Below are 21,431 nucleotides of genomic sequence, written 5' to 3'. Positions count from 1 at the left end.
TGCAATACAGACCATTATAAACTGTATTACAGGGGCATGATTTCTAAAAAAATCATGTCTTTTTCAGTAGAATGAAAGGTTCGAAGAATTGCTGTATTTATGTTACAATAACAGATATTTAATAAGGAAATTCCAGTTCTTTAAGCGTGAAAATAAGAATGGATAAGGAGTGACTATGATGGAGCTGAGTCTCTATGAAAATACTGCTCTTATTATATGTTTTGTCCTTTACGTTGGTAGCGTTATTATGTATATTTCGAGGAAATTTTCACAAGAAAGAAATTTAGAGAAATCAGAAATAACAGCTGAGCTAGATATGTTAGTGCATGAAAATCATAAAAAACAGAAAATAAAAGAAGACCATGAAAGGCCCCATCATTTAAACGTAAAATAAGTTATAAAGATGGGGATTTTTTTATCAGGCTCAATTTATTGAAGTCTTTGGTGATAAAAAGAATTTCCTTTTATCTTTTGTAAATAAGGAGTGAGATTAGGATGAAGTTTTACATCGCTTCCAGTTTTCAAAATAAAGACCTCGTTCGGCTTGTAGCGAATAAGTTAAAAGAAATAGATTGGAAACAGACATATGATTGGACACAATATGAAAGAGTTGTACATAAAGTAAAACTTTAATCAGTGGGGGGTTCTTCATCCCCCACTGATTATGAGCCCTCACCAATCGGGCTGTTACGGGCAGCCCTACTCTCACCTATCTTTCTTGCTTCTTTCTGAATCTTGAGGTGGGAGTCTTACTGCCCTAACATAGCGGGATAAAGAACAATTACAACAGATTGGTCAAGTAGAAAAACAAGCGATACAAGAAGCTGATGTTTTTCTACTTTTGTTAGATGGAGGATATGGAAGTCATATTGAGATTGGGATGGCGATTGCCTTAGAGAAAAAATTTATCTGTATCATAAACATAATTCTCTTCAAGCTACCTTTTATCACCTACCAGAGATTCATATTTTTCAAGGCGAAATGAGGCGTTTGTCTCTTACATAAGCAAGGATGTGGTATAATGCAAGTTCATGATACGGTATACGGCACTTTTGAAATAGGGAGTATATTAGAAGAACTTATCGAAACGAAAGCGATGCAAAGGTTAAAAAAAGTTCATCAAGCTGGGGCTAGTTTTTTAGTAAATCCAAATTGGAATGTTACCCGCTTTGAACATTCTGTCGGTGTTATGCTTCTTGTGAAAATGTTAGGTGGAAGTGAAGCTGAACAGGTTGCCGCTTTGTTACATGATGTATCTCATACGGCTTTTTCACATGTTGTTGATCGAGTGTTACATAAAAAAGATGAGGACTATCATGAACTTATTTTTGAAACAGTTATCGAAAATTCAGAGATACCTCGTATTTTACAAAAGTATGGATATGATTCTAAAGCACTGCAAAATTGGGAACAATGGAAGCTATTAGAACAGCCATTACCGGCCTTATGTGCAGATCGAATAGATTATACGCTTCGCGATTTATATACATATGGAATGATTTCAAAACAGGAAGTTTCTACTTTTTTAAAGGAGTTAACTGTTCGAGACCAACAAATTTGTTTACGGTCTATAGAAGCTGCTGAGTGGTTTACAGAAACATATTATAAAGAAACAATTGATTTCTTTTTACATCCATTAGGTTCGTATAGTTACCATTTATTAACGGAAGCATTACAGATTGCATTAAAAAGAAAGCGAATTGATATAGAAGATTTTTTATTGGAGGATGAGCAGTTACTTGAAAAATTAAAACGATGCCAAGATGATGAGATAATAAATTTGTTACATAAATTGCATCCAGGGATATTATTAGAAGAGAATAGACAAGACTATGATATTTGTTACAAGAGCGGAAAGGCTCGTCTAATCGATCCACCTGTGTATGTGAATCAGTCTATATGTAATGCTTCTGTTTTGTCTGATCAGGTGAGAGTTTGTAACGAAAGAGCGAAAGAGAAGTTTCAGCAAAATATATATTTAAAAATAAAGGAGTTACCAAGATGAAACTACAAGAGGGATGGAACACAAGTTTTTTAGAAGTTGTACAAAAAAGTGCATTTAAAAAGGACGCAAGTCGCAGTCAATTACTTTGTGTAGATGGAGAGGAAATAGAAGAGCTTGTTGATGACTATGGGTATGATGAAATTGTGAGTCATGAACACGATGAGGAAATCGCAGACGTTTTAGGTGAACAGCTATTTGGAGAAATGGAGCGTTATGTATTTTTAACTTCACAGCCTAAAGAGAAACTGATTACATTTATAAACGGACTAGGATTTCATGTTTTAGATTGGATTGTTCTTCTGGAAACGGAGTTTGGCATTGATAGTTCGTTATTTACATCAGATATTGTAAAGATGTTGGAAAAGCGTTTTAAAGAATTTCCGTACATGGAAGACAAGGCTATTTTTGATATGACCATTGGAGAAGCGATGGATGTATTAGAGTCTGTTACAGGTCTGCAATTGAAAGAAAAGATGGAAATTGAATGAATGATGATGTAAAAAGAACGTGATAATTATCACGTTCTTTTTACATCATCATAACTTTTTTATTTAATTTTTTTTGTCCTGTCAGAAGAGCATTTAAATATTCTACTTTACGTATGCAAGATTGAATGTGTTTTTCAACTTCTTGTAATTCCGCTTGATGATGTGTTTCAATCGGGTGAATTTGCACGTTGAATTTTTCAAATTGACTACTATATGTGATTTCTGCATAGCCGTTCATAATATCAGTTTGATTATGAAATAAAAATTGTTTTGTTTCTTCGCAGTATGTTACATCTTGAAATCCATAAGATTTTAATGCTTCGATTACTTTTGTGATAATTTTTATATCCATTTGTCTCCCTCTTTACGAAGTTCTACTTTTTTATTGTACCATGTAAATATTTTAAGTAAGCGTTTTCGAGTGTGTGATTCTATATTTTTACGTATAATTTACCAAAATGAAATAAAGAAAAAATAATTGTAATAAAGGAAGGACTCTTTTTTTGTTTTATCACATATATACAGAAATAACGTGATGAAAGGAAACCTTCTATTCGATTTGCAATAAAAGAGGTGAGAGTCTTGAATTTTGATATTGTAGGATAAAAAATATATATATAAAGATGGATCGTATCGAAATAAAATAGGAATTGTGAAGAAAGTAGAAAATAGTCAGGTCAAACATTCAGGATTGTCATTGATAATTATGCTATTGATGTAGAGTTAAAGGATATTATTTTAGTGGGGAGAGATGTAGGACAATTTCATGCATGGTGTGAGAAAAATGGCTATTTGTAGAAGAACGGACAATAGGCGATGAAAACGTGTGTCATGGTGAAAGGAGTGATTTCCTTTTTGGTGATAGATGATATTGGAAAGGAAAAGAATAAAAAGACTCTAACATGTTTTATCATGTTAGAGTCTTTTTATTATGAAGCAACTTCTTCTGTCTGTTCAGTTTGGTCATAAGTATGATGATCTAACTCACCAAGCCATTTACTAGAAATAAGGCCTGCTGTCATAGATCCGCTCACGTTCAGAGCTGTGCGGCCCATATCAATTAATGGTTCCACAGAGATAACAAGAGCGACAATACTGATTGGTAAGTTCATTGTAGACAGTACGATTAATGCTGCAAATGTTGCTCCGCCTCCTACGCCAGCAACGCCGAATGAGCTAATTGCAACAACAGCGATTAATGTTAAAATAAATTGCGGCTGTAATGGATCAATTCCAACAGTTGGAGCGACCATCATAGCAAGCATTGCTGGGTAAATACCAGCACAACCGTTTTGACCGATTGATACCCCAAATGAAGCAGCAAAGTTTGCAATTCCTTCTGAGACACCAAGTTTTTCTTTTTGTGCTTCAATATTTAATGGCATTGCACCAGCGCTAGAGCGAGAAGTGAATGCGAACGTTAATACTGGAAATACCTTTTTTACGTATTGAATTGGATTTAAACCAGAGAGTCCGATTAATAATAAATGAATGATAAACATGACAATAAGAGCTACATAAGATGCTAAAACAAAATTACCAAGTTTTAAAATCGCATTTACATCGCTACCTGCCACTGTTTTTGTCATAAGAGCTAACACGCCGTATGGTGTAAGGCGTAAAATTAATGTTACGATGCGCATAACGATTGCATATACAGCATCAAGCATTTTTTTGAATACATCTGCTTGCTCTGGATATTTACGTTTTACGCCAAGATAAGCAATGCCGATGAAAGCAGCAAAGATGACAACAGAAATTGTTGAAGTTGGACGTGCGCCTGTTAAATCAAGAAACGGATTTGTAGGCAGTAGTTCCAACAATTTTTGTGGAACTGGTGTTTGTTCGATAGAAGTGAATTTCTCTTCTACCGCTTTTAAACGAGCAGTTTCTGCATCCCCTTGTTGTAAACCAGTTGCCTGTACGTCGAATCCCGCGCTTGCGGCAATACCGACAGCGGCTGCAATTCCCGTTGTAAGGATTAAAATACCGATAATCAGTCCACTAATTTTACCAAGGTTGTTTGTTAACTTTAATTTCGTAAATGCTGAAATAATAGAAACTAAAATAAGTGGCATAACAATCATTTGTAGCAATTTCACATAACCGCTACCAATTAAACTAAACCAGTTGTTTGATTCAATGATAACTTTAGAAGTAGGATCGTAAATGAATTGTAAAATAAGACCAAATGTAATTCCGACTCCTAAAGCAGTAAATACACGTTTATTAAAAGATACATGCTTACGTTGCATATAGTATAATACGCCAACTAAGATGAGCATGACGGCAATATTAATTCCGATTAGCAGTGTATTCAAGTTGATTCCCCCTTCATTCCATCTGTTATATAAATATATTTCAAGAAATCCTATAAGTCAACTAGGTGATTGTGGAAAATAAAAAAAGATGGCAAGTTGCCATCTTTCTAATGTCCAGTTCCAGGAATAAATAAAAATGTTGTATAGTATGTAAATCCGATGAAGAAGACTGTTAAATATGCTCCGAATACGTATATATACATACGCTCTGTCAACTTTAAATAACTTAAAAGTACAAAAAATCCTGTTTGTCCTAAAAATAGTAGTGCTGTAGCGTACATATCCCCTAAGTAAAACATTACTGAGAAAATTCCAGTCCAAAAGCCAAGAACGCGAAACATGCGCTCCATGCAATCTCCCTCCTTTTCTAAAAAAAAGTAATCCCCTTCTTATTATAATTTATTTTTCTTACTATTGTAAATATTTGCGAAAAAAAGAAAAGAAGCCACATAAAATTGACTTCTTTTTGACACATTTAGTTTAACGTAATATTAAAGATTCACTGTGTAGTTACAAGATTTACAGCCATCTAGCAAATTATCATGGCGCTGTAATTCCATATGAGGGAATAGAACTTCAAAAACTCCTTTCATCATATCCCCATGCATATTACAAACTTCATTTGGATGACGAACCGCAACTTCTTTAAACGGACAGTTATACACATTATAGAAAACTTTTGTGCCATCTGTACTTAATTCAAACGAAGGAGACAAGCCAGCTGTTGATAATGCTTCTTTTGCAATTTGTACTTTATGTTCTAATGTTAAAGAAGCTTCATGAACATTCAAACGCTGCATATGTTGTTCCATAATTTCTTTACCTAACTGTTTACCGGTTTCGTATAGCGCTTTCTTTCCAGGTTCACCAAGGCTAAGGAGAGCATTTAAGGAAATGTTTGCTAATAATTGATAGTCTCGAAATGGGAACTGAAGCTGAATGACATCTTCAGATAATATATATAGTCGACTTGGTCTTCCGCCTTTTCCTGTTTTTTTTGTTTCTGATTTCAACATATTTACATCTTCTAATTTTGATAAATGCAGACGTGCTACGTTCGGATGAATATTAAACTCCTCGGCAATTTCTTGTACCGTTACATAACTATGCTTTTGTGAAATATATTTATAAATATAATAACGAGTTGGATCAGATAATACACCTGTAATTTTTAAAGCTTGTTCCATTAGGATCTCCACCTTTTTAACTTTATCCAAGATATTAACATTATAATACAGATAATATTGCTTATAGGTAAATTTAGTCAACAATTCAGAAATTGTTCATAATTTCACAAATATATTTTAGCTTTTTAGTACAGAGAAAATAAGAATTTCGTTATTTTTCTTTTTGATTTATGCGTGATATATACATAGTGAGGAGGGAGTCTAATGAATGATATTGAACATTTTGCCAATAAGATTATGAAAGAAGCTTGTGCAGTACAGGCATCTGATTTACACATTGTACCCAATCGGGAGAATGTAATGATTCAATTGCGCATTGGACAGGACTTAATGACGAAACATTATATTGAAAAGCAGTTTGGAGAGAGACTCATTTCACATTTCAAATTTTTAGCTTCTATGGATATTGGAGAAAGGCGTAAACCACAAAATGGCTCACTTTATTTACAAATTGATGGTCAAGAAGTACATTTACGATTATCCACACTTCCTACAGTATATTTGGAAAGCCTCGTTATTCGTTTGCATTTGCAAGCGTCTATCCAACCATTATCACATCTCTCTTTATTCCCGAGTTCAGCGAAGAAACTGCTCTCTTTTTTACATCACTCACATGGATTGCTTATATTTACAGGACCAACTGGTCAAGTTCTACAAATACAACCGTTATTGATAGAACTCGACCTCAGTAATAATCACTTTTTGCTTCCCTTTTCCAGTCTTGCTTTTGTCTGGTCTGATCGGTTGTTGTTCTTTGACAGTGTAGCGAATAGTTCGTATGAACTTCGATATGAATTCTTTCTGTTTTTCTGATTCTAGATCATTAAAGGTTTGATGGAACATGTACACAATTTCTTTTAAATATGTTTCATCTATTTTTATAGGATCTTCGCAACTCTCTAATTTTTGTTTGCATTCATCATAAGTTTCACGAGTTTCAACCATTAATTTTTCAAATTCATCGTCACTCATTAAATCTGATGCCCAAGCTTTTTGATACTTTTCTCGTTTGCGTGCGATTTGTTGTAGTTGACTTTCCAACATTTCACGCTCGCTTTTTTTAGGAATAACTTCATCTTCTACAGTCTGAAATTCCACAGTTGACATATATTCATTTAGTGCTTTAAGAAATCTAGCTTCACCAATAGCAAGGTTATATTTGTTTTGCTTAATACAAGGTTGGCATCTATACAGAACCCCACAATACTCTGTTCCGTCTTTTCGTTTTTTGATAAATCGATTAACTGATAAGGTTTGATCGCATACAGGGCAACGCAATACACCTTGAAATATATAAGTGCCTTTTACATCCCTTCGATGGTGTATAGACCTATCCGCTAGTATCTGTTGTAATCGATTAAAACGTTCTTTGCTAATGATACCTTCATGTGTGTTTTCAGCGATTTTATCGTTCCATCTTGTCGCACCATATAGCGCCGGATTTCTTAATAATCGCAACACACCATTCGGGCTCCAATTTCTGTCATTGTTTGTTAAATTAAGATAGTTAACAATTCGATTTACAGACCACCCATTTTCTACTCTTTCAACCATGTCTAATAAAATGGCTGATTTTTCGTTTTTAACGAGTTTTTCATCATCTGACAAATCGAACCCATAAGGAATAGCGCCAACACGTTCACCTTCAACCAATACTTTATGTTCTAAATTTAATTTGATACGTTCCGACATATTCTCGGTTTCCCACTGTGCCAATAAAGATACAATACCCATCGACATACGACCATTCGCTGTTGTTGTATCGTACGTTTCAGTCGCTGATTTAAAAGCACATCCGTGTTCTTGCAAGAAATTCAGCAATTTATGTAGATCAATAACAGAACGAGTCAATCTATCCAAACGATACACCAACAATATATTTATTTTGCCTTTTTCGATATGTTCCATCAACAACTTAAGTTTAGGGCGATTGGTATTCTTACCAGAAATACCTTCTTCTATATAAAAACGATAGTCATCCCATCCTTGTATTTCACAATAAGAAGCGAGCTTTTTTTTCTGCGATTCAATAGAATGTCCTTCAGAAGCTTGTTCTTGTGTACTTACACGAATATAAATTCCTACAGCCATAGTTTATTCCTCCTTAAATAAAACGCTCCATTTCTTTAGGTATTCCATAATACTGTAATAGTTCTTGTTTTGTTTGAATGTAATAATCATGATGACTTCCATCGATAAGAAATTTTGTTGCAAAATAATTCGCTTCAGCCTCTATACGAATTTCAGAACAAAGAGACACCAAAGACAGCTTGGGTGTATTCTCATCTGGATGGAAGATAGCGTGTCCTAATTCATGAAAACAAGTAAAAACTTGATTTTGATACGAAAGTCGTTCGTTAATATGTATGATAGGGATGCGAGATACTTTGTGATAGTATCCAAAAATATCCCCTAAATTTTCGGTAATAACAACAATCCCTTTTTCTTCAGCGATAAGAAATGGATCTCTGGTGTTGTATCGTCTAAGTAGTTCGTCTATTTTTAAGTCAATTTGCTGTTTCGAAACCATAAGATCCACTCCAATCATTCTTCATCTCTATATTTTTTAGGTGTAAATTTCTTTTTAGCCATTTGTTTTCCTAATCTTAGAGCATTTTCTAATGAGATGATTAATAATTGTTTTGTTTCCTCAGACATCGGCTCGGATCCTTTAGAGAATGCAAGAGCATCGGAATTTCCCATATCTTCTATTAATTCCTCTAATTTCTTTTGGATATCTTTTTCATCTTTTTCAGTAAGTTCCCAGTATTTCTTTTTTGTTCTTCCTAATAAGTAATCAGTTGAAACGTTAAAGTAATCAGCTACTTTTTGCAGGGTGTCCGATGATGGGGTTTGTTTTTTCCATCTATATAGACTATTTTTCCCCATACCCAAGGTTCTTTCTAATTCAGAAATCGATATTTTTTGTTCTTCAGCTAATTTTTTAACTATATCAAAAGTAGTCATAGCAACCATCCTTACGCCTATGAACAAAAATCTATCGAAAAAAATAGATTAAAGTGTTGACATCTATCTTATACGATAGTAAACTGTGTTCATAAGCTAGTTATTTAGCTACAAAAACACCACAAAGAAAGCCAGTGAAAGTCACGTTCCCCAACGTTAACAAGGCTATTAATGTAGGTTTATTTAGCTATGTCTATATTCTATCTTTCTCGATAGAATTAGTCAATAGAAAGCTAAAAAATTAGCTAAAAAATAAAAAAGGAGTTATCAACATGGATAAAACATTCGGTAAAAAAGTGAAAATGTGGCTATTTGTAAATGATATGAAACAAGCAGAATTAGCCAAAATGCTAAACATCTCAGGTCCGTATCTATCAGATATTCTGTTAGGTAAGCGAGACGGCAAGAAAGTGAAAGAAAAAATTAATCGAATTTTAGAAAGTGAGGAAATTGCACAATGACAGATCAATTAACAGTAGCGAATGAACTACATATTTTAGGTAAACAACATGTCGCAGGATATGAATTCACTGGAATCGAGGGTGGTTTTGGTGAAGGTAAAAAAGCAATGTTAGTGAAAGAAATTGCTGAAATTCACGAGAAAGAAGTCAAACATATCAATCTACGAATTAACGAAAACCGTTCACGATTTAAAGATGGTATCGATATTGTTGATTTAAAGGGAACGATATTTGAGGTCGGTTTAACGGACCACAATATTTTAAGCAAAATGATGGTTTCTAAATCGAATAACATATACCTCTTATCCGAACGAGGATACGCAAAACTATTAAAAATCCTCGAAGATGATACAGCGTGGGAGTTATACGATCAATTTGTAGACGGATATTTCAATATGAGAGAACAACAACCAAGAGTATTGAACGAGAAAGAAAGTCTTCTAGCCAATATGCAAGCGACAATCCTACTAAACGAAGAAGTTTCGACTATGAAAGAGGATATGAACTCTGTTAAAGCGGAGGTGAAAGACCTAAAAGAGAATACGCCATTGTACGCCACTGAATGCGATGAAATTGTAAAGACAGTAAATAAAACGGCGGTTCGGTTATTAGGTGGTAAGCAGTCAAATGCATATCAAAATAAAAGCACTCGAGGCAAAGTGTATAAGGATATTTACAGAGAACTACGTCGTCATTTCGATGTGAAGAGCTATAAAGCAATCAAGCGTCGTTATTTAGAAGCGGCGAAAAAGAAGATTGTCGAATATGAATTACCTATTGTATTGAGTGAAGAGATTGCTCAAGTTAACAACCAACTCACAGCAGAACTGTAACGCTGGTGATGAAAGGAGAGTTATAGATGCTCAATATTCAAATTGATGAAACTGTTGTAAAGGAATTATGTGTTGAAGAAATCCGAAAAAAAATGAAAGAATACGATGCCGAGCTTGCATTTTGGGATACGAAGGAATTAAAAAAACGTGTTTGCATGTCGTGGAATACGATTCAAGATCAATTCTTTTTCGACCCTCGTTTTCCAAAATTTAAAGTAGGTCAAAAATGGTATTTTCCAGCAAAACAAACTCAAAAGTTCTTATTAGAATGGGCAGAAGAAAAAATGGTAGGCAAAAAGTGAAGCTGTCACAGAAATTTAAGTAGGAGGAAACAAAATGCAAAATTATCTAGTAATCAATAAAACTACATTCGGAACGTCTGTTTACGAATGTGAAACACAAGAAGAAGTGAAAGAAATCGTATCTCAATTAATCGAAAAAGGGGCACATCCAGCGTCTATTCGCGTTACGAAAGAAATACCAGTTGATATTACAGTCAAGGTGGATGTGGAATTTCAAGTATAAGCAACAAACGATTTGAAGGAGGAAGAATATGAAGGAGATCGTAGTCAAACCACCGCAAATTCCAGAAAGAACGAAGCGTGAAATGTCGCTTTGGTTCCAAAGAAACTGTCCAGAGTTCTTTGCTAGAAAATGCGAGGAGATACGGAAAAGAAAGGAGGTTGAGGAAAAGTGATGTACTTAAATATCAACTATCAGAATGCAACATTCGCTGATTATGCTAGATTACTTCGTATGCTTCATTTTGCAAACAATGAGGATAAATGCCGCATTAAGGTAAGAATGTATATCTTGGACAAGATCATCAAAAAGGGTGAGAAGGTTGGCTAAAACAGAAGAAATGTTGCTCGTTGAGAAAATGAATCAAGCTGTAAACAATCAGTGGAAAGCGATGCTAAACAACGATCGACAGGGTTTCAAATATTTTGCGAAAGAGCATTTATATCTAAGTAAGAAGCTAGAGGCGCTCAAATTAGAGAAAGAATTAACGGAAGATTTAAATAATTATCTTAATGAAAAAGAAAAGACCCCTGTTGCAGCAGGAGTCAAATACAATCAAAAACTTAAATCAGTATATCACAAGAGGTAGGGTTTGTGAAGGAGAGATTTTAATGATTGTATGTGGTTTTAAAAAGATATTAAAAGATAAGAGATTAAGTATAACTAAGGTATCTAAAGATACGGGATTGTCAAGAGTAACGCTAACAGCACTAGCTAACGGTACTAGCAAAGGGATTCGCTTTGACACCTTAAATAAACTGACTCAATATCTAAACGTTAATGTAGACGAATTGATTACTCATATTCAAGAAAATAAGCATGAAGAAGAGCATGAAATCAATTTGCCTATAGAAATCGTAACAGCAGTTAGCACGTTAAAACGTATGTCCGAACAAGAAACGGACAAGTGTAAAAAGCTAGATATAGATTATGTCATTACCATACTAACAAATAAACCATATGGCAGCATGCCATTTTAGAAGGTTTTATAGAGGTTGGTCAATAGAGCGAGCACTATCTAAGGTTGGAAAGGTGGAATCAAAATGAAATTATACGAGTTAAGTAAAAATTTCTGTGAATTACAACAAATGATTGAGGACGGCGCTGATCCAGAAGCAGTACAAGATACATTACAAGCAATTGAAGAAGCATTCGATGAAAAAGTGCAGGGCGCAGCATTATTAATTCTCAACCTCGAAGCACAAGCGGAAGTAATTAAAGCTGAAGAAAAACGTTTAGCGGATCGTCGTAAATCCTTCGAGAACAGTGTAAAGAACATTAAGGAGTATCTACATCAACAAATGTCAGCGGTAGGAAAGAAACGTATTAAAGGAGCCCTTATAACAGTGGGTATTCAAAAGAATCCAGCAAGCTTAGATATCGCGAATGATGCTGTTATCCCACCAGAGTTTATGGTTCCGCAAGAACCGAAAGTGGACAAGAAGGCGTTGCTTTTAGCAGTGAAAAATGGATTGCGGCGGGATGGAATTACATTAAAACAAGGTGAGAGTGTGAGGATTCGATGAGTGAATCAAAAAATTATTTTACAGAGTTAGCTTCTATCGATGTTAGTAAACATGTTGAGAAAAAAGGGCGTTTTAGCTATTTGAGTTGGTCATGGGCAGTCGACCAACTCTTGAAGAAACATCCGGACGCAACATGGCGGGTTGTTAGGTTTGATGGATTGCCATATATGAAAACAGAAGTCGGCTATTTTGTGGAGGTAGAAGTGACAGTAAATAACATTACGCGTTCGCAAATTCACCCAGTATTAGATAACTACAATAAACCAATTACAAAGCCTACTTCATTTCAAATTAATACATCTATTCAAAGGTGTTTAGCGAAGGCAATCGCACTACATGGTTTAGGATTATATATCTATTCTGGAGAGGATATTCCGCAAGATGATGATCCTAAAACGCCAAGGAATCGAGCAAATAACATTCCGTCGGAAGAACAAAAGAGACGGGCAGAACTAGCAAACGAACAACGAATAAAAGCAATTCACGACCAAATTAGAGAATTGTCAGAAGTATATAACATGGAATTCGAAGAAACGAAAGCTACTGTCAAGCAATCGTTAGGTATTCAAACTTTCAAAGGGATTACTGTACAACAAGCTTCGGAAATTCAAAGAACAATTGTATCATGGCTAAATGATGCTAAGACGAAACAGCAACAAGCACAATAGGCAGGTGTTTAAAATGAAAACCATAATTCGTGATGGCTCTATACCATTAGCACTAAACAAAAGTTCACGCACTCGGTATTTACGTGATAGAAGGTTATCAGAATTGATCAAGCGTTGCCGTCGTTTAGAGAAAGAGGGTTTTGATTACCTCTTTCCTATTCGAAAGGTACTGGAAACAGTGAGACATGAAAAGGACGAAAATCCACACTTATTCAAAGGATGTTTCGTCTTAGATCGTGACCGTGGTTTTTATTATGAAGTGGTTATGAAGAAGGTGAAATGAATGGGTATATACAGGGTTGTTAAAGATAGTAACTATACCACTATTAATAATACAGGTTTAAAAGATGAACGGTTGTCTTGGAAGGCAAAAGGCATTCTAGCGTATATCCTCTCTCTTCCTGATGATTGGGTGTTTTATAGAGAAGAGTTAGCTACACATGCGAAAGATGGTTTAGATAGTTTGAGAGCTGGGATGAATGAGTTAAAAGAGCATGGATACCTTCATAGATTCCCTGTTAAAGACGATAAAAACAAAATCGTTAAGTGGGAAACAGTTATATATGAAATCCCGAAAAAAGAGCCAGTGGCGGAAATTCCACTGGTGGAAAAGCCATTGGTGGAAAAGCCACTGGTGGAAAATCCACCGGTGGAAAATCCCAAGCTACTAAATACTAAAGAACCAAATACTAAAGAACTAAATACTGATGTTAATAAATATATAGTCGAGATAGTAACCTATCTCAACGATGTTTGCTCTTCTTCTTATCGTTCAACTACTAAAAAGACGCAATCTCTTATTAAAGCTAGATTGAGTGAAAAGTTTACTGTAGATGATTTTAAAAAAGTTATCGATGTAAAACATGCTGAATGGACTGGAACACCACAAGCTAAATATTTGAGACCAGAAACGTTGTTTGGGACTAAATTTGAAAGTTATTTACAGCAATGGGAGTTGTGGAAGAATGGAAAAACTCGGGGATATAATGTCGGGTCTTATGGAAAGAGCGCAGATCATGTACCAGAAGAAGTTGGAAGAGGAATCAAACCAGCCGATAACCGAGGATTCGCAAAAACAATCGGTTGAGTGTAAGAAGTGCGGTGATAGGGGCTACATATTCGAAAAGCAACCGTCTGAGTTTTTGAATGGAAAATATGTAGATGTTGCGATTGAATGTGAATGCTTAGAACAAAAGAGCCTTATAGCTAGATTTAAAAACGCTATGATTCCGTCTGAGTTCGAAAATGCACGGTTTGATAATTATGTAAGGGAAACAGCAGTTCAGCAAACCTTGTACAATGCGATGATTGAATATTTAAAAATCTTTAATGAGATACGTGATTCAAAGATAAATAGTATCGGTTTTATCGCCGAGGTAGGTGAAACGAAATTAAAAGCGTTACCTCCAGGTGAACGTAACAAAATGAGACAAGCTAACAATTCGTATGGATTAGGTAAGACTCATTTACAAGTAGCTGGTGCGAAATACGCATTGAATCATTTTAAGGTCACAGACAAGTGCACAGGGCGCATTCGTGGAGTCCGAGTGTTATGTGTCCAAGATGTAAATATCATGGCTGAGATTCAAAATGCGGCGTTTTTAAACGACAATAAAAAGCGTTTGAATGAAATACTTCATGATTTATGCACATGTGACATTCTCATTTGGGATGACATCGCAAAATCAAAGTACAGCGAATTCAAAGAAGATATGTACTACAAGATTATTAATGAACGATATCTTCACAATCTGCCAATCTGGTACACCAGCAACGAGGATTTAGATACGCTGGAGGACAAAATCGGATTTGCGGCCGCTGATCGGTTGTTTGGAATGAGTAAGGATTATTTGTATCAAGTGAAAGGTGCAAGTTATAGAACGACATGAGGTGAATAAAATGTCTATCACTGTAATGTGCCCAGACGTCCATATAACGAGCGTAAGTAGTTGGGGAATGGTATTTGTACCGTCTCCTTCTCAAAACGCTCATACACGCGAAGAATACGCTAAAACGACAGGGAAATGGATTGAGGAACAGTTAAAGAAACATGAACAACAAATTATCAATATAGATAAACAAAAGGAAGTGCTTCGTGATGAAAAATCAATTGCAAGCATTAGTTAGTAATTTACGAACAGAAGCGATGCTGAAACGCGGTACAGCCATAAAGCTATTAGATCAAGGCGATGAGTGTGAATACGAACGTTTAGATGTAGAGCAACAAATTATGGACGGTATCGCGGATAAAATAGAACAAATTTTGGAGGGTGAAGAGAATGAGAGAAATTAAGTTTCGAGCATGGGACAACGTGAAGAGTGAAATGTATTACGTAGGTGAAGAAGGGAATATAAGTTTTGGACTCGATTCTAATGGTATTGTCGCATACGACATAACAGAAGGTGAAGAAGAATTTAAAGTTTTACATCATTTGCAATACATGCAATACACAGGTTTAAAAGACCACAACGGCAAGGAAATTTATGAAGGGGATATTTTAAAAGAATCTGTTGAACATGGAGATATTATTACTCAAGTTGTTTTCAAGGATTACAGTTGGAAAGAAAAGCTAATTTCTAGTCCACGAAACCACCTTAGAGATTACTTTCCATTTGGTCATGTAAATGTAACAGTCATTGGCAATATCTACGAAAACAAAGAGTTACTGGAGGGTGAATAAAATGAGTAAATTTAAAAAAGGTGATAGAGTTTATTATATGAGTCGTGGCGAGAAAAGGATTGGTACATTCGACCATCAAGATGATCTGAAAGGTTGGTGCTTATTTGACGGGAAAGATGAGTTAACTTTTGCGCCAATTGAATTTTTACGTTTATTAGAGGAGGAAACTATGCAAACATACACAGGTTTTTCAGCGATTGAACGGATGAAAACACATTGGATTACAACAACTAGTGATGTCGACAGTGCTTGGAAGATTGAAAATAATGAATTGGTATTTAAAAAAGACGATACAATTTTAGTTGGCACTTTGATTGAACTGAATTTCTTTTTTAAAAATGAGTTTATTGACTATGCTGAACCTCTAAAGTTCGAAGAGGGTGAAATGTACGTATTTGAATCGCACGATAATAAAAAATGGTATGCGGTGCATAAAGAGGTAAATGGTGATAAATATTGGACGAGCTTAGCTGTTATAGTAGCGGAAAATTGCGTGTTCGATGGAGACGGATATCTTACTAAGTATAATGGTACATTCCGCAAGCCAACAGATGAAGAATTAGAAGAGTTTGAACGTTTCATGGTGTTTCACAAGAAAGGTCGTGAAATGGACGAGTTCGAATTAGGAGACATTGTTGAACGCGAGGACGCTTTATATATAGTGGTTGTTCAAACAGAAGATAATAAGTTCGAACACGTTATCGGTTGTGTAGAAATCAATGATGATGACGCCCCAGTCAAGTATTTTCCAGCTAGCGATGTAGAGTTACGCTTCTGTGTGGAGGATGCAGCAGGATGAGCGATAGCGTGGTTTCTTATCACGCTCGCTATGTATCTTTTGAAATTTGTATTAGGAGTGGATTTGTAAAGTAAGACCAATTTTGAATTTTGTAGAAAAAGGAGAATGGATATGGACAAAAAAATCACTTTTAAAGCTAAGAAGGATATCTATTGGGAGGACTGGGGGCATTTAAGATTGGTCTTTTCAAGAGGGAATGTGTATCCAGGTATTCTTCATAAAGATGGAGGTGTTACAGCAGAGACACCTTATTATGAAGGGATTTCTGATTACGTAGATATGGATTCTATAGAAATAATTTAAACCAAAGCGTTATTTGAATAGAAAATGGCAGGTAATTGACTAAGTTACCTGCCGCGATCCAAAACAGTCCGGAGGAACAAGCTCCGTTTTAAAAGAGTGTAGTCATGGGAAGTTGACTTGTAGATAGTATGTGTAATGTGGAAAAGAATATTCGTAAAGGGGAATGGATATGAAATACTTTGAGTTTAATAAGCATGAATATTATGCGTTAATTGCGGTAAATGGCGATGTGGATAAAGCGATTGAAATATATGTAGAAAATGTCGCTGGTGATAGTGCGGAACAAGTTAAAGAAGAAGCTGTTCCAGTAGAGTTAACGCGTGAACAAGCGTTATCAACATATTTGGTTAGTCTTGCTAGACCTACCATAGACACTCCAATAAATAAATTACACGCGGAATTTTGTGATTGTGAGGATAGCGTTTTATTAATAGATGGATCACTTGCTTCTTAATAGAAAAGGGGTGCGGATATGAAATCAGTTAAGGAAATTGCTGATGAATACAATATGAACCGTGAAGAAACAGAATGGTTTAATAGGTTCATCAATATGGCAATGTGTTATATAAAACACCGTAGATTACAACAAATAAATAAAAGAGCAGCTAGCGAAAGCTAACTGCTCGACTCTTGGGTAAGTTAGTAAAAGGGTATCAACAGTATAGACGGAATATTGAGTTTTATTCAGGGGAGGAAGAGGAAAAATGAGTAGTGCTTGTACATGTCATATAGATAAAAATAAATGTTTATGGTGTAAAACAGGAGTTTATTGCAGTACGTTTGGATCAGAAAGATCCCAAGGGGCTTCAATAAATTTTCCTGACGGTAGAGTAATTAGATTCCATACATCAAACATGGAAGAAGCTCATAATTTAGCGGATATGTTAAGTGATGTTGTAGTTGGCATCGGAATGAAGAAAAAGAATGCTAAAAATTAAACTTGGCATAGAAAAAGACGCGTGGGGCGTTATGCTTGGTTATTACGCACCGGAGAGAACGTTAGGAATTCATATATTGTGTTTCTATTGCAATATTAGTTTTGAATAGAATAATCCTTTTAAAAAGAGAGGCGAAAATGATGAATGAATATGAAGATTACAAAATTGTAATTGATCATGGATATGCAAAAATTAGCTTACTATCAATTTTCCAAGATGTTAAATTATCAACTGAAATTCGAAAAGGCGATTGTTATGTATTAGGATATGAAAATGCTCCGGGAAGTGGGAATATATGTGTATCTCCCGATATCGAAACAGTTGTAAATAAACTGATGGAAGAGTTAAATAAATCATCTCATTATTGGTACAAAATTAGTTCGTGGGAAAATGGAGATTGTATAGATGGAGATTGTTTTAGAGGAAATTGAAAAACTTTTAGTAGAAAGGTAGTTTTAAATGGGGAAAAAGAAGATTCGTAGTAAAAAAGTAGTAATAGATGGCATACAATTCGATTCAAAAAGCGAAGCTGAGTATTACGAATATCTAAAAACAAGGAAGGATGTCACTCGAATTGAGTGCCATCCTTCTTATACACTTGTGCCATCGTTTGAGATTAAGAGCACAATTACGAAGCGAGGGAAAGCGAAACGAACAGCTATGAGGTTTACGCCAGATTTTAAAGTAACGTACATAGATGGTCGTGAGGAGGTCGTGGATGTAAAAGGCAGCAAGCGAGCAATTAATGAATCATTTCCGCTTAGAAAGAAATTGTGGGAGTATCAACATAAACGTGAGTTAGTTGTGGTTATTTGGGATAAGAAAGCGAAGGAGTGGACAAGATGCTAAAATGTGCAGAAGTGTTTATGAATATGGAATTAGATATTGATGTACCTGTCGTGAACATGGAAGAAACGAAAAAGAATGTATTGAAAGCGTTGAAGAAATATAGATTATGTCAAAACAGTCTTTCTAAAGAAGATAAGAAGCGGATCATTTCTATGGTTGAAAATGGAGATTATCAATCTATTGAACACACAGAAGAATTTAAACAATGTGCGTTTATGTGGAAAGTAGAGGATGCTGTGAGTCATCTCAATTTTATAGAAAAACAAATCATCCAAGATGGGTATATGACAGCTGATAAGCATAATTGGGTAAAGATGTCTCAAAAGTTGAACCTTTCAAAGACTCCTTATTACGAGAAACGTGACAAAGCGTTCGAACGGTTAGCTAAAATGTTGAAAATCGTTGTTTATTATTGATTTCAAAGGAAAAAGAAAGGAAAAAGAAAGGAAGCGCTTATTGATTGTACGTTATAAGATGTAAATGTAATAAGTGCCGCTGCGGAAACAGCGACGCTGACGATTTGAGATTTCCTTTAAATGCTTTGAATTGGGCGATTAATTATAGTTTACTCACGAATAAACGTAAGTTAGGGTCCAATCAACGAGGGAGAGGGTTATTCCTCTCTTTAATGGTAGTAACTTGATTTGTACCTAGCGTACCGTGCAACTGAGCACCGCATACTACCTTTAAAGATGTGAATAACATCAAATAATACGAGAGCTACTTGTGAGTGAGTAGGTAAAGTATTTTCGCAAATGCCATTCTTTTAACCTTGATGAAGCATATGTACTCAGCCATATTATGCGGAGGTCGGGGGAATCGCTTGAATTCCCCTATCTCTTTGAGCCGAGAAATCCCCAAAAATAACTACACGCGCGTTTACTCCAAAAAAACATTTCTCGGTTCGAAGAGGTATGGTCATCCTCAAACCAATCTAATATCAGAAATATGAGTTACATCTTGTTCGTGTCTGCAAGAAGCGGTTTTTCCGTTTCTTAAACTCTATAAAATTTGTAGGGTTTAAGAAGTGTGAAAGCACTTCAAGGACTGCGGGAACCTCCTTGAGAACGGGAAAAGAGCGATACATATACGTGTTGCTCTTTTTTATTCCAATTAAATAGTGGTTAATAAGAAAAGGGGGCGGTGATATGTAATGAAACTAACTCCTAAACAACAAGCGTTTTGTGATTACTATATCGAAACGGGGAACGCTACTGAAGCGGCTAGAAAGGCTGGATACAAAGGTAGGAACTTAAATCGCATCGCAAGTGAAAACTTGTCAAAACTAGTCATTCAGCAGTACATAGAAGAACGAATGGCTGAAAAGGATGAGGAACGGGTAGCCTCGCAAGACGAAATCCTTGAGTTTTTGACAAAGGTCATGCGCGGGGAGATGACAGAGCAAGTCCCTGTCGGGCAAGGTGAAGGATACTTTGAATTACAAGACAAGGACACTTATGTGAAAGACCGTGTAAAGGCGGCGGAGCTTCTTGGAAAACGTTATATGATGTGGACTGAAAAGAAAGAAGTTGAGGTTACAGTGCCGACATTCGTTGATGATGTGCCGCTAGATGACGATGAATAAGGCTCCATTAAACGTACAGCCAAAAATTAATTTTAGAGAAGTCATTGGAAAGGGCTATAACCGCTTCTGGCACTGCAAAAACTTCTATCGAGTCTGTAAAGGCTCTCGTGGCTCCAAGAAATCGAAAACCACCGTAATAAACCTCACAAAAAGGCTCATGCAATATCCTTGGGCTAATATCCTCGTTGTTCGTCGATTCTCGAACACTCTCAAACAATCCTGTTATACCGATTTTAAATGGGCGATTAATCGCCTTAAAGTAAAACATCTGTTTAAGCTCAATGAATCTATGCCAGAGATAACGTATATACCGACTGGGCAAAAAATTTTATTTCGTGGTCTCGACGATCCGTTGAAAATTACATCTATTACAGTTGATGTAGGTATATTATGTTGGGCATGGTTTGAGGAAGCGTATGAGATTGAGGACCAACACAAATTTGAAACTGTTGTTGAGTCTATTCGCGGTTCGTGGGATTCGCCAGACTTCTTTAAACAGATTACTGTGACATTTAACCCATGGAGTGAGAATCATTGGCTAAAGTCTTACTTCTTCGATGAAGAAACACAAGCCTATGATACATTCGCAATTACTACTACTTATAAGTGTAATGAGTGGTTAGATAAACAGGATAGGGCACGATATGAGAGTTTATATGAGAAGAATCCAAGACGCGCTCGCATTGTGTGTGATGGTGAGTGGGGCGTGGCTGATGGTCTTGTGTATGAAAACTTCCAAGTGCGTGACTTTGATATCGATGAGATACGTCAAAGGAAAGATGTACAAAGCGCTTTCGGTCTCGATTTTGGTTATACGAACGACCCAACCGCCTTATGTTGCTCATTAGTAGATTTACGAAATGAAACTATTTACGTATTCGATGAGTATTATGAAAAGGGTATGAGTAATAAGAGAATCGCAAAAATGATTGAAGAAAAAGGTTACTCAAAAGAGAAGATTACAGCTGATTCGGCTGAACCAAAAAGTATTGATGAGATTAAATCTCTCGGTATTAGAAGAATTGAAGGAGCACGCAAAGGAAAAGACTCTATCAACAATGGTATTCAATTCATTCAAGGTTTCAAAATCGTAATCCATCCGTCTTGTGTAGAGTTTATTAAAGAGATTAATAACTATATATACGCAACGGATAAGAAAACAGGAAAAAGGCTTAATACGCCAATTGATGATTTTAACCACCTAATGGACGCATGGCGTTACTCAATGGAAAGGTTCATGAAAAAAGGTGGCAAATTGAAGTCAATCAACAAGTCATCACTTGGATTGTAGGGGGTGA

At 35.7% G+C, this 21,431-nt stretch carries 36 protein-coding genes and 3 pseudogenes; 32 read left to right on the top strand and 7 right to left on the bottom strand.

Translation table 11 applies throughout. The features are described from left to right. The first annotated feature begins 175 nt into the window (after nucleotides 1–175). The 5 genes and pseudogenes from BCER98_RS15040 (at nucleotide 176) to BCER98_RS15025 (ending at nucleotide 2,493) form a co-directional block, all read left to right on the top strand. The gene (locus tag BCER98_RS15040) at nucleotides 176–394 is read left to right on the top strand and encodes a DUF3966 domain-containing protein (protein ID WP_012095444.1); all 219 of its coding nucleotides are present in this window, start codon (nucleotides 176–178) and stop codon (nucleotides 392–394) included. A gap of 101 nt (nucleotides 395–495) precedes the next feature. Next, nucleotides 496–633, top strand: a complete 138-nt coding sequence (locus BCER98_RS22640) for a hypothetical protein (protein WP_012095442.1) — start codon at nucleotides 496–498, stop codon at nucleotides 631–633. Nucleotides 634–769: 136 nt separating this feature from the next. Next, nucleotides 770–1,005: pseudogene (locus BCER98_RS23215) on the top strand (group-specific protein); the annotation flags it as partial. 16 nt (nucleotides 1,006–1,021) lie between these two features. After that, nucleotides 1,022–2,005 carry an HD domain-containing protein gene (locus tag BCER98_RS15030; protein WP_012095440.1) on the top strand — a complete coding sequence of 328 codons (984 nt, stop codon included), beginning with the start codon at nucleotides 1,022–1,024 and terminating at the stop codon, nucleotides 2,003–2,005. Continuing rightward, complete coding sequence (locus tag BCER98_RS15025) at nucleotides 2,002–2,493, top strand: hypothetical protein (RefSeq protein WP_012095438.1); 492 nt, start codon at nucleotides 2,002–2,004, stop codon at nucleotides 2,491–2,493. The genes BCER98_RS15030 and BCER98_RS15025 overlap by 4 nt, the downstream gene beginning before the upstream one ends. A gap of 40 nt (nucleotides 2,494–2,533) precedes the next feature. Here the strand turns inward: BCER98_RS15025 and BCER98_RS15020 are convergent, their stop codons facing one another. Next, nucleotides 2,534–2,845, bottom strand: a complete 312-nt coding sequence (locus tag BCER98_RS15020; protein WP_012095437.1) for a hypothetical protein — start codon at nucleotides 2,843–2,845, stop codon at nucleotides 2,534–2,536. 230 nt (nucleotides 2,846–3,075) lie between these two features. Here BCER98_RS15020 and BCER98_RS21315 point away from each other — a divergent pair. Continuing rightward, a pseudogene (locus BCER98_RS21315) lies at nucleotides 3,076–3,291 on the top strand (DUF3912 family protein). 131 nt (nucleotides 3,292–3,422) lie between these two features. Here BCER98_RS21315 and BCER98_RS15015 read toward each other — a convergent pair. The 3 genes from BCER98_RS15015 to BCER98_RS15005 all read right to left on the bottom strand — a co-directional run bounded on the left by BCER98_RS15015 (nucleotide 3,423) and on the right by BCER98_RS15005 (nucleotide 6,001). Further along, complete coding sequence (locus BCER98_RS15015) at nucleotides 3,423–4,778, bottom strand: L-cystine transporter (RefSeq protein WP_269147661.1); 1,356 nt, start codon at nucleotides 4,776–4,778, stop codon at nucleotides 3,423–3,425. Nucleotides 4,779–4,921: 143 nt separating this feature from the next. Continuing rightward, nucleotides 4,922–5,164 (bottom strand): DUF2626 domain-containing protein, encoded by a 243-nt coding sequence (locus BCER98_RS15010; protein WP_012095433.1) that lies wholly within the window; start codon nucleotides 5,162–5,164, stop codon nucleotides 4,922–4,924. A gap of 141 nt (nucleotides 5,165–5,305) precedes the next feature. Next, nucleotides 5,306–6,001, bottom strand: a complete 696-nt coding sequence (locus tag BCER98_RS15005) for a helix-turn-helix transcriptional regulator (protein WP_012095431.1) — start codon at nucleotides 5,999–6,001, stop codon at nucleotides 5,306–5,308. 204 nt (nucleotides 6,002–6,205) lie between these two features. Here BCER98_RS15005 and BCER98_RS23210 point away from each other — a divergent pair. Further along, a pseudogene (locus tag BCER98_RS23210) lies at nucleotides 6,206–6,646 on the top strand (ATPase, T2SS/T4P/T4SS family); the annotation flags it as partial. A gap of 21 nt (nucleotides 6,647–6,667) precedes the next feature. Here BCER98_RS23210 and BCER98_RS15000 read toward each other — a convergent pair. The 3 genes from BCER98_RS15000 to BCER98_RS14990 are packed head-to-tail and all read right to left on the bottom strand — an operon-like array spanning nucleotide 6,668 to nucleotide 8,968. After that, nucleotides 6,668–8,092, bottom strand: a complete 1,425-nt coding sequence (locus BCER98_RS15000) for a recombinase family protein (RefSeq protein WP_012095429.1) — start codon at nucleotides 8,090–8,092, stop codon at nucleotides 6,668–6,670. A 13-nt stretch (nucleotides 8,093–8,105) separates the two neighbouring features. Continuing rightward, nucleotides 8,106–8,531: an ImmA/IrrE family metallo-endopeptidase gene (locus tag BCER98_RS14995; protein ID WP_012095428.1), complete on the bottom strand. Its 426-nt coding sequence runs from the start codon at nucleotides 8,529–8,531 to the stop codon at nucleotides 8,106–8,108. A 14-nt stretch (nucleotides 8,532–8,545) separates the two neighbouring features. Then, nucleotides 8,546–8,968, bottom strand: a complete 423-nt coding sequence (locus BCER98_RS14990) for a helix-turn-helix domain-containing protein (protein WP_012095427.1) — start codon at nucleotides 8,966–8,968, stop codon at nucleotides 8,546–8,548. Between the two features lie 272 nt (nucleotides 8,969–9,240). Between BCER98_RS14990 and BCER98_RS14985 the strand changes: the two genes are divergently transcribed. From BCER98_RS14985 to BCER98_RS14875, 25 genes are all read left to right on the top strand, one after another. Continuing rightward, entirely contained in the window at nucleotides 9,241–9,429 is a 189-nt protein-coding gene (locus tag BCER98_RS14985; protein WP_012095426.1) for a helix-turn-helix domain-containing protein, read from the top strand. Beyond that, the gene (locus BCER98_RS14980; RefSeq protein ID WP_012095425.1) at nucleotides 9,426–10,262 is read left to right on the top strand and encodes an ORF6C domain-containing protein; all 837 of its coding nucleotides are present in this window, start codon (nucleotides 9,426–9,428) and stop codon (nucleotides 10,260–10,262) included. The genes BCER98_RS14985 and BCER98_RS14980 overlap by 4 nt, the downstream gene beginning before the upstream one ends. Nucleotides 10,263–10,288: 26 nt before the next feature. Then, entirely contained in the window at nucleotides 10,289–10,564 is a 276-nt protein-coding gene (locus tag BCER98_RS14975; protein WP_012095424.1) for a hypothetical protein, read from the top strand. Between the two features lie 34 nt (nucleotides 10,565–10,598). Beyond that, a complete protein-coding gene (locus BCER98_RS14970; protein WP_012095423.1) occupies nucleotides 10,599–10,787 on the top strand; it encodes a hypothetical protein in 189 nt (62 codons plus the stop codon). Between the two features lie 28 nt (nucleotides 10,788–10,815). Then, nucleotides 10,816–10,959, top strand: a complete 144-nt coding sequence (locus tag BCER98_RS22635) for a hypothetical protein (protein WP_157671227.1) — start codon at nucleotides 10,816–10,818, stop codon at nucleotides 10,957–10,959. A gap of 147 nt (nucleotides 10,960–11,106) precedes the next feature. Then, a complete protein-coding gene (locus tag BCER98_RS14965; RefSeq protein ID WP_012095422.1) occupies nucleotides 11,107–11,373 on the top strand; it encodes a hypothetical protein in 267 nt (88 codons plus the stop codon). 22 nt (nucleotides 11,374–11,395) lie between these two features. Beyond that, nucleotides 11,396–11,764: a helix-turn-helix domain-containing protein gene (locus BCER98_RS14960; protein WP_012095421.1), complete on the top strand. Its 369-nt coding sequence runs from the start codon at nucleotides 11,396–11,398 to the stop codon at nucleotides 11,762–11,764. A 63-nt stretch (nucleotides 11,765–11,827) separates the two neighbouring features. Continuing rightward, on the top strand, nucleotides 11,828–12,310 hold the full coding sequence (locus BCER98_RS14955) for a siphovirus Gp157 family protein (RefSeq protein WP_012095420.1): 483 nt from the start codon (nucleotides 11,828–11,830) through the stop codon (nucleotides 12,308–12,310). Then, nucleotides 12,307–12,978, top strand: coding sequence for a DUF1071 domain-containing protein (locus BCER98_RS14950; protein WP_012095419.1), 672 nt, complete (start codon nucleotides 12,307–12,309; stop codon nucleotides 12,976–12,978). The genes BCER98_RS14955 and BCER98_RS14950 overlap by 4 nt, the downstream gene beginning before the upstream one ends. Nucleotides 12,979–12,991: 13 nt before the next feature. Further along, complete coding sequence (locus BCER98_RS14945) at nucleotides 12,992–13,261, top strand: hypothetical protein (protein ID WP_012095418.1); 270 nt, start codon at nucleotides 12,992–12,994, stop codon at nucleotides 13,259–13,261. Continuing rightward, entirely contained in the window at nucleotides 13,262–14,065 is an 804-nt protein-coding gene (locus BCER98_RS14940; RefSeq protein WP_041810018.1) for a conserved phage C-terminal domain-containing protein, read from the top strand. It abuts the gene before it with no gap. Continuing rightward, nucleotides 13,995–14,867, top strand: coding sequence for an ATP-binding protein (locus tag BCER98_RS14935; RefSeq protein ID WP_049759262.1), 873 nt, complete (start codon nucleotides 13,995–13,997; stop codon nucleotides 14,865–14,867). The genes BCER98_RS14940 and BCER98_RS14935 overlap by 71 nt, the downstream gene beginning before the upstream one ends. Nucleotides 14,868–14,877: 10 nt before the next feature. Further along, entirely contained in the window at nucleotides 14,878–15,105 is a 228-nt protein-coding gene (locus BCER98_RS14930; RefSeq protein WP_012095416.1) for a hypothetical protein, read from the top strand. Beyond that, nucleotides 15,077–15,271, top strand: coding sequence for a hypothetical protein (locus tag BCER98_RS14925; protein ID WP_041810016.1), 195 nt, complete (start codon nucleotides 15,077–15,079; stop codon nucleotides 15,269–15,271). Before BCER98_RS14930 ends, BCER98_RS14925 begins: the two co-directional genes overlap by 29 nt. Next, nucleotides 15,258–15,659 (top strand): YopX family protein, encoded by a 402-nt coding sequence (locus BCER98_RS14920; protein ID WP_012095414.1) that lies wholly within the window; start codon nucleotides 15,258–15,260, stop codon nucleotides 15,657–15,659. Before BCER98_RS14925 ends, BCER98_RS14920 begins: the two co-directional genes overlap by 14 nt. A 1-nt stretch (nucleotide 15,660) precedes the next feature. After that, nucleotides 15,661–16,458, top strand: coding sequence for a hypothetical protein (locus BCER98_RS14915; protein WP_012095413.1), 798 nt, complete (start codon nucleotides 15,661–15,663; stop codon nucleotides 16,456–16,458). A gap of 111 nt (nucleotides 16,459–16,569) precedes the next feature. Next, nucleotides 16,570–16,761 (top strand): hypothetical protein, encoded by a 192-nt coding sequence (locus BCER98_RS14910; RefSeq protein ID WP_237701313.1) that lies wholly within the window; start codon nucleotides 16,570–16,572, stop codon nucleotides 16,759–16,761. 169 nt (nucleotides 16,762–16,930) lie between these two features. Continuing rightward, entirely contained in the window at nucleotides 16,931–17,215 is a 285-nt protein-coding gene (locus BCER98_RS14905) for a hypothetical protein (protein ID WP_012095411.1), read from the top strand. Nucleotides 17,216–17,233: 18 nt separating this feature from the next. After that, entirely contained in the window at nucleotides 17,234–17,380 is a 147-nt protein-coding gene (locus tag BCER98_RS22630) for a hypothetical protein (protein WP_167527345.1), read from the top strand. 85 nt (nucleotides 17,381–17,465) lie between these two features. Beyond that, nucleotides 17,466–17,699, top strand: coding sequence for a hypothetical protein (locus tag BCER98_RS14900; protein ID WP_041810013.1), 234 nt, complete (start codon nucleotides 17,466–17,468; stop codon nucleotides 17,697–17,699). 140 nt (nucleotides 17,700–17,839) lie between these two features. Then, nucleotides 17,840–18,130: a hypothetical protein gene (locus tag BCER98_RS14895; RefSeq protein WP_167527344.1), complete on the top strand. Its 291-nt coding sequence runs from the start codon at nucleotides 17,840–17,842 to the stop codon at nucleotides 18,128–18,130. A gap of 28 nt (nucleotides 18,131–18,158) precedes the next feature. Then, a complete protein-coding gene (locus tag BCER98_RS14890; protein ID WP_012095409.1) occupies nucleotides 18,159–18,548 on the top strand; it encodes a DUF1064 domain-containing protein in 390 nt (129 codons plus the stop codon). Further along, entirely contained in the window at nucleotides 18,542–18,964 is a 423-nt protein-coding gene (locus BCER98_RS14885) for an ArpU family phage packaging/lysis transcriptional regulator (protein WP_012095408.1), read from the top strand. Before BCER98_RS14890 ends, BCER98_RS14885 begins: the two co-directional genes overlap by 7 nt. 737 nt (nucleotides 18,965–19,701) lie before the next feature. Continuing rightward, nucleotides 19,702–20,133, top strand: a complete 432-nt coding sequence (locus tag BCER98_RS14880; RefSeq protein WP_012095407.1) for a terminase small subunit — start codon at nucleotides 19,702–19,704, stop codon at nucleotides 20,131–20,133. After that, nucleotides 20,120–21,424 (top strand): PBSX family phage terminase large subunit, encoded by a 1,305-nt coding sequence (locus BCER98_RS14875; protein WP_012095406.1) that lies wholly within the window; start codon nucleotides 20,120–20,122, stop codon nucleotides 21,422–21,424. The genes BCER98_RS14880 and BCER98_RS14875 overlap by 14 nt, the downstream gene beginning before the upstream one ends. Nucleotides 21,425–21,431: the final 7 nt, after the last annotated feature.

Source organism: Bacillus cytotoxicus NVH 391-98 (assembly GCF_000017425.1).
Taxonomy (GTDB): domain Bacteria; phylum Bacillota; class Bacilli; order Bacillales; family Bacillaceae_G; genus Bacillus_A; species Bacillus_A cytotoxicus.
This window is presented reverse-complemented; position numbering and strand designations above follow the sequence as displayed.

What these genes read in the sequence shown, in the direction of transcription:
- BCER98_RS15020 (WP_012095437.1), bottom strand. Translation starts at nt 2,845, where the DNA reads ATGGATATAAAAATTATCACAAAAGTAATCGAAGCATTAAAATCTTAT.
- BCER98_RS14945 (WP_012095418.1), top strand. Translation starts at nt 12,992, where the DNA reads ATGAAAACCATAATTCGTGATGGCTCTATACCATTAGCACTAAACAAA.
- BCER98_RS14995 (WP_012095428.1), bottom strand. Translation starts at nt 8,531, where the DNA reads ATGGTTTCGAAACAGCAAATTGACTTAAAAATAGACGAACTACTTAGA.
- BCER98_RS14955 (WP_012095420.1), top strand. Translation starts at nt 11,828, where the DNA reads ATGAAATTATACGAGTTAAGTAAAAATTTCTGTGAATTACAACAAATG.
- BCER98_RS15040 (WP_012095444.1), top strand. Translation starts at nt 176, where the DNA reads ATGATGGAGCTGAGTCTCTATGAAAATACTGCTCTTATTATATGTTTT.
- BCER98_RS14900 (WP_041810013.1), top strand. Translation starts at nt 17,466, where the DNA reads ATGAGTAGTGCTTGTACATGTCATATAGATAAAAATAAATGTTTATGG.
- BCER98_RS15005 (WP_012095431.1), bottom strand. Translation starts at nt 6,001, where the DNA reads ATGGAACAAGCTTTAAAAATTACAGGTGTATTATCTGATCCAACTCGT.
- BCER98_RS14920 (WP_012095414.1), top strand. Translation starts at nt 15,258, where the DNA reads ATGAGAGAAATTAAGTTTCGAGCATGGGACAACGTGAAGAGTGAAATG.
- BCER98_RS14895 (WP_167527344.1), top strand. Translation starts at nt 17,840, where the DNA reads ATGAATGAATATGAAGATTACAAAATTGTAATTGATCATGGATATGCA.
- BCER98_RS14930 (WP_012095416.1), top strand. Translation starts at nt 14,878, where the DNA reads ATGTCTATCACTGTAATGTGCCCAGACGTCCATATAACGAGCGTAAGT.
- BCER98_RS14925 (WP_041810016.1), top strand. Translation starts at nt 15,077, where the DNA reads ATGAAAAATCAATTGCAAGCATTAGTTAGTAATTTACGAACAGAAGCG.
- BCER98_RS14910 (WP_237701313.1), top strand. Translation starts at nt 16,570, where the DNA reads ATGGACAAAAAAATCACTTTTAAAGCTAAGAAGGATATCTATTGGGAG.
- BCER98_RS14890 (WP_012095409.1), top strand. Translation starts at nt 18,159, where the DNA reads ATGGGGAAAAAGAAGATTCGTAGTAAAAAAGTAGTAATAGATGGCATA.
- BCER98_RS14880 (WP_012095407.1), top strand. Translation starts at nt 19,702, where the DNA reads ATGAAACTAACTCCTAAACAACAAGCGTTTTGTGATTACTATATCGAA.
- BCER98_RS15010 (WP_012095433.1), bottom strand. Translation starts at nt 5,164, where the DNA reads ATGGAGCGCATGTTTCGCGTTCTTGGCTTTTGGACTGGAATTTTCTCA.
- BCER98_RS14915 (WP_012095413.1), top strand. Translation starts at nt 15,661, where the DNA reads ATGAGTAAATTTAAAAAAGGTGATAGAGTTTATTATATGAGTCGTGGC.
- BCER98_RS22640 (WP_012095442.1), top strand. Translation starts at nt 496, where the DNA reads ATGAAGTTTTACATCGCTTCCAGTTTTCAAAATAAAGACCTCGTTCGG.
- BCER98_RS14960 (WP_012095421.1), top strand. Translation starts at nt 11,396, where the DNA reads ATGATTGTATGTGGTTTTAAAAAGATATTAAAAGATAAGAGATTAAGT.
- BCER98_RS14905 (WP_012095411.1), top strand. Translation starts at nt 16,931, where the DNA reads ATGAAATACTTTGAGTTTAATAAGCATGAATATTATGCGTTAATTGCG.
- BCER98_RS14985 (WP_012095426.1), top strand. Translation starts at nt 9,241, where the DNA reads ATGGATAAAACATTCGGTAAAAAAGTGAAAATGTGGCTATTTGTAAAT.
- BCER98_RS14975 (WP_012095424.1), top strand. Translation starts at nt 10,289, where the DNA reads ATGCTCAATATTCAAATTGATGAAACTGTTGTAAAGGAATTATGTGTT.
- BCER98_RS15030 (WP_012095440.1), top strand. Translation starts at nt 1,022, where the DNA reads ATGCAAGTTCATGATACGGTATACGGCACTTTTGAAATAGGGAGTATA.
- BCER98_RS14940 (WP_041810018.1), top strand. Translation starts at nt 13,262, where the DNA reads ATGGGTATATACAGGGTTGTTAAAGATAGTAACTATACCACTATTAAT.
- BCER98_RS15025 (WP_012095438.1), top strand. Translation starts at nt 2,002, where the DNA reads ATGAAACTACAAGAGGGATGGAACACAAGTTTTTTAGAAGTTGTACAA.
- BCER98_RS22630 (WP_167527345.1), top strand. Translation starts at nt 17,234, where the DNA reads ATGAAATCAGTTAAGGAAATTGCTGATGAATACAATATGAACCGTGAA.
- BCER98_RS14875 (WP_012095406.1), top strand. Translation starts at nt 20,120, where the DNA reads ATGACGATGAATAAGGCTCCATTAAACGTACAGCCAAAAATTAATTTT.
- BCER98_RS14885 (WP_012095408.1), top strand. Translation starts at nt 18,542, where the DNA reads ATGCTAAAATGTGCAGAAGTGTTTATGAATATGGAATTAGATATTGAT.
- BCER98_RS22635 (WP_157671227.1), top strand. Translation starts at nt 10,816, where the DNA reads ATGAAGGAGATCGTAGTCAAACCACCGCAAATTCCAGAAAGAACGAAG.
- BCER98_RS14970 (WP_012095423.1), top strand. Translation starts at nt 10,599, where the DNA reads ATGCAAAATTATCTAGTAATCAATAAAACTACATTCGGAACGTCTGTT.
- BCER98_RS14990 (WP_012095427.1), bottom strand. Translation starts at nt 8,968, where the DNA reads ATGACTACTTTTGATATAGTTAAAAAATTAGCTGAAGAACAAAAAATA.
- BCER98_RS14980 (WP_012095425.1), top strand. Translation starts at nt 9,426, where the DNA reads ATGACAGATCAATTAACAGTAGCGAATGAACTACATATTTTAGGTAAA.
- BCER98_RS14950 (WP_012095419.1), top strand. Translation starts at nt 12,307, where the DNA reads ATGAGTGAATCAAAAAATTATTTTACAGAGTTAGCTTCTATCGATGTT.
- BCER98_RS14935 (WP_049759262.1), top strand. Translation starts at nt 13,995, where the DNA reads ATGTACCAGAAGAAGTTGGAAGAGGAATCAAACCAGCCGATAACCGAG.
- BCER98_RS15015 (WP_269147661.1), bottom strand. Translation starts at nt 4,778, where the DNA reads ATGCTCATCTTAGTTGGCGTATTATACTATATGCAACGTAAGCATGTA.
- BCER98_RS15000 (WP_012095429.1), bottom strand. Translation starts at nt 8,092, where the DNA reads ATGGCTGTAGGAATTTATATTCGTGTAAGTACACAAGAACAAGCTTCT.